The sequence below is a fragment of the Lentiprolixibacter sp. genome, from assembly GCF_982873095.1.
Genome location: NZ_CEYNTP010000039.1, coordinates 1 through 8,274 on the forward strand (window position 1 = coordinate 1; position 8,274 = coordinate 8,274).

General features: G+C 47.0%; 11 protein-coding genes. 7 read left to right on the top strand and 4 right to left on the bottom strand.

Features of this window, described 5'->3' with window-relative positions:
• The 3 genes from AC4E7D_RS04085 to AC4E7D_RS04095 form a co-directional block, all read left to right on the top strand.
• A partial coding sequence (locus AC4E7D_RS04085) for a DUF1572 family protein (RefSeq protein ID WP_490172533.1) occupies positions 1-494 on the top strand: 494 nt, incomplete at its 5' end.
• Positions 495-575: 81 nt separating this feature from the next.
• Positions 576-1,967: a dihydrolipoyl dehydrogenase gene (lpdA, locus tag AC4E7D_RS04090; protein ID WP_490172534.1), complete on the top strand. Its 1,392-nt coding sequence runs from the start codon at positions 576-578 to the stop codon at positions 1,965-1,967.
• Positions 1,968-1,977: 10 nt separating this feature from the next.
• Positions 1,978-2,268: a DUF3817 domain-containing protein gene (locus AC4E7D_RS04095; protein ID WP_490172535.1), complete on the top strand. Its 291-nt coding sequence runs from the start codon at positions 1,978-1,980 to the stop codon at positions 2,266-2,268.
• Here AC4E7D_RS04095 and aroQ read toward each other — a convergent pair.
• The 4 genes from aroQ to AC4E7D_RS04115 form a co-directional block, all read right to left on the bottom strand.
• Positions 2,254-2,676 (bottom strand): type II 3-dehydroquinate dehydratase, encoded by a 423-nt coding sequence (gene aroQ / locus AC4E7D_RS04100; protein ID WP_490172536.1) that lies wholly within the window; start codon positions 2,674-2,676, stop codon positions 2,254-2,256. The genes AC4E7D_RS04095 and aroQ overlap by 15 nt on opposite strands.
• Positions 2,677-2,752: 76 nt before the next feature.
• Positions 2,753-3,271: a hypothetical protein gene (locus AC4E7D_RS04105; protein ID WP_490172537.1), complete on the bottom strand. Its 519-nt coding sequence runs from the start codon at positions 3,269-3,271 to the stop codon at positions 2,753-2,755.
• A gap of 169 nt (positions 3,272-3,440) precedes the next feature.
• Complete coding sequence (locus AC4E7D_RS04110) at positions 3,441-3,965, bottom strand: hypothetical protein (protein WP_490172538.1); 525 nt, start codon at positions 3,963-3,965, stop codon at positions 3,441-3,443.
• A gap of 143 nt (positions 3,966-4,108) precedes the next feature.
• Positions 4,109-4,699, bottom strand: coding sequence for a porin family protein (locus tag AC4E7D_RS04115; protein WP_490172539.1), 591 nt, complete (start codon positions 4,697-4,699; stop codon positions 4,109-4,111).
• 151 nt (positions 4,700-4,850) lie between these two features.
• On the opposite strand from AC4E7D_RS04115, the gene xerD reads away from it, so the two are divergent.
• From xerD to AC4E7D_RS04135, 4 genes are all read left to right on the top strand, one after another.
• Positions 4,851-5,747: a site-specific tyrosine recombinase XerD gene (xerD, locus tag AC4E7D_RS04120; protein WP_490172551.1), complete on the top strand. Its 897-nt coding sequence runs from the start codon at positions 4,851-4,853 to the stop codon at positions 5,745-5,747.
• A gap of 83 nt (positions 5,748-5,830) precedes the next feature.
• The gene (locus tag AC4E7D_RS04125) at positions 5,831-7,258 is read left to right on the top strand and encodes an amidohydrolase (RefSeq protein ID WP_490172540.1); all 1,428 of its coding nucleotides are present in this window, start codon (positions 5,831-5,833) and stop codon (positions 7,256-7,258) included.
• 98 nt (positions 7,259-7,356) lie between these two features.
• Entirely contained in the window at positions 7,357-7,851 is a 495-nt protein-coding gene (locus AC4E7D_RS04130; protein WP_490172541.1) for an RNA polymerase sigma factor, read from the top strand.
• A gap of 4 nt (positions 7,852-7,855) precedes the next feature.
• A partial coding sequence (locus AC4E7D_RS04135) for a DUF8845 family protein (protein ID WP_490172542.1) occupies positions 7,856-8,274 on the top strand: 419 nt, incomplete at its 3' end.

An 8,274-nucleotide genomic window follows, 5' to 3' on the forward strand; every position in this document is an offset into this window, starting at 1 on the left:
CCCGCTACAAAACCCTGGGGGACAAAACGTTTGCCCAGTTGGAAGAAGCGGATTTCCACTTTAGAAAAAGTGACGAGGACAATAGCATTGCGATAATTGTCAAGCACATGGCCGGGAATATGCGCAGCCGCTTTACCAATTTCCTTACAGAAGACGGGGAAAAGTCCTGGCGCCATCGGGAATCAGAGTTCGAACCCACCCTACATACCAAATCGGAAGTGCTGGATGCATGGGAATCAGGATGGGCATGTGTATTACTTGTCCTCGATACCCTGGAACCAGAACAGTTGGCTAGCGAAGTGAAGATCCGTAACGAGGCGCATTCCGTACTGGAAGCGCTAAATCGTCAGTTGGCCCATTACGCCTATCATACGGGTCAGGTCGTGTATCTTGGCAAGGCAAGCAGGGGAAAATTATGGCAATCCCTTTCCATCCCGAAAGGAGGTTCTGCTGCCTTTAATGCCCGGATGTTCGGAACCAGTGAGGACGATTAAAAAACCCGCCGAAATCTGCCTTTTCCTTTGCCTCAGGTTTCTTACCTTTGCACCGCATAAAAAACAACTAAAGCATAAACCATGAGCAACTTTGATATCATTGTCCTGGGTAGTGGTCCCGGTGGATATGTAACCGCCATACGGGCTTCCCAACTGGGTTTTAAAACTGCAATTATCGAAAAAGAAAGCCTGGGGGGCGTTTGTCTTAACTGGGGGTGTATCCCAACAAAGGCCCTTTTGAAATCTGCTCAGGTTTTTGAATACCTGCAACACGCTGAAGATTACGGCCTCAAGGTAGAAGGTGCCGATAAGGATTTCAATGCCGTAGTAAAACGCAGTCGAAATGTGGCTGAGGGAATGAGCAAAGGCGTGCAGTTCCTGATGAAGAAAAACAAGATCGAGGTGATCAATGGTTTTGGAAAACTCATGCCTGGAAAAAAGGTAGCGGTCACTGATGAAAATGGCAAAACAACGGAATACAGCGCAGCGCACATTATTATCGCTACCGGGGCACGAAGCCGGGAATTGCCCAGCCTGCCGCAGGACGGAAAGAAAGTGATCGGGTACCGGGAAGCCATGACCCTGGACAAGCAACCTAAAAAGATGGTAGTAGTGGGCAGTGGGGCTATTGGGATAGAGTTCGCTTATTTTTATAACTCCATGGGTACGGAGGTAACCGTGGTGGAATTCCTACCCAATATAGTTCCTGTTGAGGATGAGGAGGTTTCCAAGCAACTGGAACGCACCTTTAAAAAGTCCGGCATCAAGATCATGACTTCTTCTGAGGTTACCGCTGTGGACACCTCTGGCGACGGGGTGGTGGCTACAGTTAAAACCCCTAAAGGTGAGCAAACCCTGGAAGCAGACATCGTATTGTCTGCGGTGGGTATCAAGACGAATATCGAAAACATCGGGCTGGAAGAAGTGGGTATCGCCACGGACCGTGACAAGATCATGGTAAATGACTATTATCAGACCAACATCCCGGGCTATTATGCCATTGGTGATGTCACCCCGGGACAGGCCCTGGCCCACGTAGCATCGGCAGAAGGGATCCTATGTGTTGAAAAGATAGCAGGAATGCATGTGGAGCCGCTGGACTATGGTAATATCCCGGGCTGTACCTATTGCACCCCGGAAATCGCTTCCGTTGGCCTTACGGAAAAACAGGCCAAGGAGCAGGGATTTGACATCAAGGTGGGGAAATTCCCTTTCTCGGCCAGTGGTAAAGCAAAAGCTGCAGGAAACTCAGATGGCTTTGTAAAGGTCATTTTTGACGCCAAATACGGGGAATGGCTGGGTTGCCACATGATTGGTGCTGGCGTAACCGATATGATCGCCGAAGCGGTGGTAGGACGGAAACTGGAAACCACAGGGCATGAAATCCTGAAGGCGGTCCACCCCCACCCTACCATGAGCGAAGCGGTTATGGAAGCGGTCGCAGCTGCCTACGATGAAGTGATCCACCTCTAAAAATAATCTTATGATGTTAAAGGCCTTTCGGCTCACCGCCATCCTGGAAGGAACCAGTTATTTACTGTTATTTGCACTGAGCATGCCATTGAAATACTGGGCAGGTATAGCGGAGCCTAACATTTATATCGGCTACGCCCACGGCGCACTATTCATAGTTTTTATTGCACTGGCACTGGCCTTTACTATGGAAAAGAAATGGGGGCTAAAGCGGTTTTTAGTTTTCTTCCTGGCTTCGCTGCTTCCGTTTGGCACCTTCTATGCAGATCAGAAATATCTAAAACCCTTATCTACTAAGTAGAAAGCTCCGGATAGCCAGGTCATAACTTTTCAGGCCAAAGCCCAGGATCACGCCTTTGGCCCCTGGGGAGATGTAGGAAACATGCCGGTATTCTTCGCGCTTGTGGGTATTGGAGATATGCACTTCCACCACGGGCGTTTTTATTGCCTTTACTGCATCACCAAGCCCCACCGAAGTATGGGTGTAGGCTGCTGCGTTTAAGATGATCCCATCATAGGAAAATCCTACCTGCTGCAGTTTGTCGATCAATTCCCCTTCTATGTTGGACTGGAAATACTCCAGTTCCGCTTCAGGAAACCTGGCCTTTAATTCCTCAAAATAGTCTTCGAATCCGCGATCCCCGTAGATCTCGGGTTCCCGTTTTCCCAATAGATTGAGATTAGGACCGTTGATGATGATAAGTTTCATACGGTAAATGTAGGGAAAACTCGGAAGTTGCGGCCGGTTCCCAATAACTCCTTAAAATAGGCCCTTTCAGCGTTAATTAAAGCCGGTCTGGTTTGGTTTGGATGGTAAGGACCAGGCCTACGCTGATGGTATTCCAGGTAGCCCCTTCCAGGCTAATACCCGTATAGGAAACGTTGATTTCCGTGGTCTGATTGAAGAGGTACCCTAACATCGGGCGATAGTAGAAGCCTCCATCGTTACCCTCATTGAGTCCGATTGCCTGTCCTACGTTACCCCCTATAGAAATATTTCTGGCAGGCCAGAAACGAAAGGCGCCTGCAAGCGGTAAAAACTGTACATCAGGACGTTCGGCTGCCACTGATTCTAATTCAAAGGTATCACCAAAACCATGCACATATCCCGTAGCCAAGCCCAGGTCAAAATATTCCCCCAGGACCCACATATAGCCAACATCTGCCCCGATCATAAGGCTTATGGCCTCATCAAAATCACCCGAGGGGATCCCCCCCTGAATTCCGATGCGAAATCCCTCCTGCGCGTGCAGGGTATTGAAACAGAAAAAAGAAAAAAGGCCGATAAGGAGCAGCTTCTTCATACGTAACAGATTTACATTAAACTTTTCCCATAACGATACCGAACCCTTTTTTGTTGCCCTTGAGCGCCATTTCAAATAAATTTACCGTGCTGCGATCTGTTTTGCATGATGACAAATAAAAATGGGCAACCAACAGGCTGCCCTTTATTTTATCTGCTAGTTAATCGTCTTAGAAATAGATCGCAAATCCCACGCGAAGCTCCAGTATTCCATCTTCAGAGAACTGATCGTTCAGGCTGATATTGTAACGAAGGCCCGGTTCAATGCTTACGTAATCATTTAAAAAGACAGCATACCCCCCTTGTAAGCCTACCCACAGAGGATTTTCAGCCGCGTCCTGAATGCTGGCTCCGGTGAGGTCCATTTGTACCGGAATTTGGCTGTTGATGTAATATTTAGCCCCGAACTTATAGGAAAAGAGGGTGAATCCGTCGAGATCGGTATACCCGAGCCCTGCTTTTAAGGCAAGATCGTCAATGACAAAATATCCCCCTTCAAATCCCATAGACCAGACAGTTGAGCCGTCACTGCTGGAAAGCCCAAAGCCCGTATTCGCCCCATGGGCAGCCTGTCCGCCAAAGCCGGTATTTGCTTCAATAAGCCAATTTCCTTCTGCTGTCAAGGCGCCATCCTGGGCATTAGTTGCGAAAATTAATCCCAGTACAGCAACTACTGTCAATACTGTTTTTTTCATGATCAATTGATTTTAAATTCATAATAAAAGTACGTAATATTCGTATGTAAGGCCCTACTTCTCTGTATAATTTGAAGGCGAATAAGACCAATAAAAAAAGGGAAGCTTTGAACAACTTCCCTTCTATTATTTTCCTTATGAACCTAGAGCATCCATCCTATTCCTAAAGAGATAACAGCGTTTTGGTTCTTTAGATCTTCGCCTCCCTCAAAATCATTAATATTCGATAAACCAAAATTATAGCGGGCATTGAAGAACAATCCGTTATCCAATGTATAACCCAGGCCTACATTTCCACTAAAATCAATATCCTTTATCTCATCCTTTATATCTTCCTCACCACTTTCGAATCCGTCATCAAATTCAGCATTGGCAGACATTAAAAATCCCAATTGTGGCCCAGCCTCAAAATATAGTCCGTCTGTAACATTCACCTTCAAATTAACAGGAATGTTCAAATAATTCAATTTGAATTTTTCCTCTTCACCTTCCTCCGAATATTCTGCTCCCTGCATGGAAAAGTTCAATTCAGGTTGAATAGCGAGCAGATCCGTCATTCCAAATTCTGCTAAAAAACCAAAATATACTCCGGTTCTGGAACTAAGATCATCTACGTCATCACCCGTGATATTAGCAATATTGGCACCGGCACGTACGCCAAAAGAAGGCATTCGCTGTGCATAGAAGTTGAATGCCAACAAGCATAGTAAAGTAGTCAGTATTAGTTTTTTCATAGTATTTAGGTTTTGGTTTTTCAGGTCGTACATTTCAAGATACCAAATATCCTTGATTAAGATAATTTTTTAAGATACTGTATTTCACTGTGATGACTCCTTATTAATAAGAGATAAAAACTATACTGGTTTTATGTATTATCTTGTTCTTATGAAATGGAGTTCTGCCTTACAGGATTACCAGAATTACCTCAGGATTGAACGGGGCCTGGCCGAGAATTCCATTGCGAATTACCTGGCCGATGTACAAAAATTAGTAGACTTCCTGGAGTCTGCCGCTTCCCCGGCGACACCACTCACTGCGAATGCGGAACTAATAAAGCAGTTCGTCTATGAACTCGCCCGGATCCTGAGTCCCAGGTCACAGGCCCGTATAATATCCGGGCTCAGGAGTTTCTTTAACTACCTGATCTTTGAAGGATATCGGGAGGATAACCCCACCGATCTCCTGGAATCCCCAAAGATCGGACGAAAATTGCCGGACACCCTCTCAGTCGACGAGATCGATCAGCTGGTAGCAGCCATTGACCGGTCCAAACCTGAGGGAGAGCGCAACCGGGCCATGCTGGAAACCCTCTACGGTTGCGGTCTTAGGGTATCAGAACTGATCAATCTGCGATTATCCGACCTCTTTTTTGAGGAAGGGTTTATCAGAATAACCGGCAAAGGCAATAAACAGAGATTTGTGCCTGTCAGTCAGGCGACCCGGGCCGCCATCGACCTTTATCGCAAGGATGTAAGGCCCCAACAAAAGATCGAAAAAGGGTTTGAGGACATGTTGTTCCTCAACCGAAGGGGTAAACCGCTTACACGAGCCATGGTGTTTACCATTACCCGGCAGCTCGCGGAGAAAATCGGGCTAAAAAAAACCATCAGCCCCCATACCTTTCGGCACTCTTTTGCCACACACCTGTTGGAGAATGGTGCTGATCTCAGGGCGATACAACAGATGCTTGGCCATGAAAGCATTACCACAACCGAAGTATACATGCATGTAGATCGTACCCATTTGTCAGAAATTATTCACCAGTACCATCCCAGGAAGTGATTCGGATACCTGCGTGCTTTTCGTAAGAAAAGTTTTTCTCTTTTTGAATTTTTATATTTACCGCAATCTAAATTTGAGATCCCATGAAAAAGCTACCCTTGATCGTTGCAACATGCCTGTTGGCCCTTTCCTTTATTACTTTACATGCACAGCAGAAAGCGGTAATTGGAAAACTGGAAGCACAAAGTGAACAATATGGTAAGATCGCCCACCAAATCTGGGAATATGCAGAAATGGGATACCTTGAGGAAAAAAGTACTGCCCTCTTACAAGCTACCTTATCCGAAGCGGGGTTTACCATTAAGAAAGGTGTTGCCGGCATTCCCACTGCATTTGTTGCAGAGTATGGTAGCGGTTCTCCCGTAATTGCCCTGCTGGGCGAGTACGATGCCCTACCGGGATTGTCACAGGAAGCAGTGCCGGTTAAAAGTCCGGCTGGCGGACTGGCCGGTCATGCCTGCGGCCATCATTTATTCGGTACGGCTTCCGCAGCGGCCGCGATATCTGCCAAGGAATGGTTAGAAAAAACAGGCAAACAAGGTACCCTCCGCTTTTACGGATGCCCGGCCGAAGAAGGGGGATCTGGTAAGGTATACATGGTCAGGGAAGGATTGTTCAATGACGTGGACGTTGCACTCCACTGGCATCCCGGTGCAGCCAATTCGGCAAGTGCCAGTGCCGCATTGGCCAACAAATCCGCAAAATTCCGGTTTTATGGGGTGTCGGCACATGCTGCCGGGGCTCCTCATAAAGGAAGGTCAGCCCTTGATGGGGTTGAGGCCATGAACGTCATGGTGAATATGATGCGCGAACATATCCCCCAGACCGCACGGATCCATTATGTGATCACAGACGGGGGCAAAGCGCCCAACGTGGTACCTGATTTTGCAGAGGTCTATTACTATGCGCGTCATGGAAACCGGGAAGTGGTTATAGATATCTTTGATAGGATTGTCAAGGCTGCCGAAGGCGCCGCCCTGGGCACAGGCACCCGAATGGAATACGAAATGATTGGGGGCACCCATGAACTGCTGCCCAATCTTACCTTACAACGCATAATGCATGCTAACCTGAGTGCCGTGGGCGGGGTTACTTATTCTGATGAGGAAAAGGAATTTGCCGATAAAATCGCATCGAGTCTTGGACTTGAACAAGCCGACCTCAGCGTCGCCGCAGGAGTTGAACCCTTCAAGGAAGTGGGCACACCCTATGGTTCCACTGATGTAGGCGATGTGAGTTTTACCGTACCCACGGCCGGACTCCGTATTGCCACCTGGGTACCGGGCACACCGGCACACAGCTGGCAGGCCGTAGCTGCCGGAGGGACCTCAATTGGGGAAAAAGGTATGATGGTAGCCGCCAAGACCCTGGCACTCACCGCTATTGAGCTGCTCAACAAACCCAAGGTGGTGCAGGAAGCGAAAGTGGAATTCGAGAAAAAACGGGGAGAAAATTTCATCTACCAGCCCTTGCTGGGCGATCGGAAACCGGCCCTGGATTACAGGAAATAGACCCTCAGGCCAGCTCTCCCGGAACTCCTTTTTTCAGGAATTCTGTAACAATAGGTCAAGGCGGGCTACTAACCAGTATAGGACTACCAACCCACGACGTGAATAAAGAGTTAGAGCACAAATTTGTGACCGAACTTGAGAACAATCAGAATATTGTTCACAAGGTCTGTAGCCTGTATACCCATGACCGTGACTCCCACAATGATTTGTTCCAGGAGATCACGATACAGCTGTGGAAGGCCTACCCCAAATTCCGTGGGGATTCAAAATTCAGTACCTGGATGTACCGGGTAGCCCTGAACACTGCTATTACTCTTTATCGGAAATCCAAGAAACGCGTCAATACCCGGGATTTTGACTCGGTTATTTTTAAGATAAAGGCCGAAGAGTATGATGCAACGGAGGAAAATCAGCTCAAACTCATGTATCAGGCCATCAGGCAACTGGGAGATATAGATAAGGCCCTGGTGTTCCTGTATCTGGAAGACAAGGACTATTCAGAGATCTCCGAAACATTGGGGATCACCGAAGTAAATGCCCGTGTAAAAATGAACCGGGTAAAGAAAAAATTACGAACCATCCTGAATCCATAAGGCTATGATGGACGAACTCGAATTATTGAAAAGGGATTGGCAGAAGAAAGAAGAACATCTGCCTAAATTATCCTATGAGGAGATCTACAACATGATTTGGAAGAAATCTTCCTCTATTGTAAAGTGGATCTTTTACATCAGTATCATAGAATTTGTCTTCTGGGCAGCGATCAATCTGCTGAATTACAGTGAGGAATCCCGCGAACTGGAAAGGACCTGGCACATAAGGAACTGGTCCATAGCCCTGACGGTGGTCAATTATGCCGTCCTTATATTCTTCATCTACAGGTTCTATCTCAATTATAAACAGATTACCGTAACCGATTCTTCACGAAAACTCATGAAATCCATACTGAAGGTGAAGCGCACAGTAACCCAGTATGTTTGGTTCAATATAGGAATTTTCCTTGCTTCCCTCATACT

Coding starts and splice junctions, on each gene's coding strand:
- lpdA (WP_490172534.1), top strand. CDS start 576: ATGAGCAACTTTGATATCATTGTCCTGGGTAGTGGTCCCGGTGGATAT.
- AC4E7D_RS04095 (WP_490172535.1), top strand. CDS start 1,978: ATGATGTTAAAGGCCTTTCGGCTCACCGCCATCCTGGAAGGAACCAGT.
- aroQ (WP_490172536.1), bottom strand. CDS start 2,676: ATGAAACTTATCATCATCAACGGTCCTAATCTCAATCTATTGGGAAAA.
- AC4E7D_RS04105 (WP_490172537.1), bottom strand. CDS start 3,271: ATGAAGAAGCTGCTCCTTATCGGCCTTTTTTCTTTTTTCTGTTTCAAT.
- AC4E7D_RS04110 (WP_490172538.1), bottom strand. CDS start 3,965: ATGAAAAAAACAGTATTGACAGTAGTTGCTGTACTGGGATTAATTTTC.
- AC4E7D_RS04115 (WP_490172539.1), bottom strand. CDS start 4,699: ATGAAAAAACTAATACTGACTACTTTACTATGCTTGTTGGCATTCAAC.
- xerD (WP_490172551.1), top strand. CDS start 4,851: ATGAAATGGAGTTCTGCCTTACAGGATTACCAGAATTACCTCAGGATT.
- AC4E7D_RS04125 (WP_490172540.1), top strand. CDS start 5,831: ATGAAAAAGCTACCCTTGATCGTTGCAACATGCCTGTTGGCCCTTTCC.